Below are 537 nucleotides of genomic sequence, written 5' to 3'. Positions count from 1 at the left end.
AGGGCTGGCGATGTACGGCCAGATGACCGCCGGCAGCTGGATCTACATCGGCAGCCAGGGCATCGTGCAGGGTACCTACGAAACCTTCGTCGAAGCCGGTCGCCAGCACTACCAGGGCAGCCTGAAAGGCCGCTGGGTATTAACCGCCGGTCTGGGCGGCATGGGCGGCGCGCAGCCGCTGGCCGCGACGCTGGCCGGCGCCTGCTCGCTGAACATCGAATGTCAGCAGAGCCGCATCGATTTCCGTCTGCGTACCCGCTACGTGGATGAGCAAGCCACCTCGCTGGATGACGCCCTGGCGCGCATCAAAAAATACACCGCCGAAGGGCGGGCCATCTCTATCGCGCTGTGCGGCAACGCCGCGGAGATCGTACCGGAGCTGGTGAAGCGCGGCGTGCGCCCGGATATGGTCACCGACCAGACCAGCGCCCACGACCCGCTGCATGGCTATCTGCCGAAAGGCTGGAGCTGGGAAGAGTATCAGCAGAAAGCCGAATCCGACCCGCAGGGCACTATTCTGGCGGCGAAACGCTCGAT

The 537-nt window shown here is 65.0% G+C and carries 1 pseudogene; it reads left to right on the top strand.

Annotation, left to right across the window (positions count from 1 at the left end):
* Positions 1–537 (top strand): annotated as a pseudogene (locus HHU12_RS34780) (urocanate hydratase); the annotation flags it as partial.

It is taken from the genome of Flammeovirga aprica JL-4, assembly GCF_012844305.1.
GTDB classification, from domain to species: Bacteria; Bacteroidota; Bacteroidia; order Cytophagales; family Flammeovirgaceae; genus Flammeovirga; species Flammeovirga aprica.
Note: the sequence above shows the minus strand (reverse complement) of the source record. Positions and strands in the feature narration are given on the sequence as shown.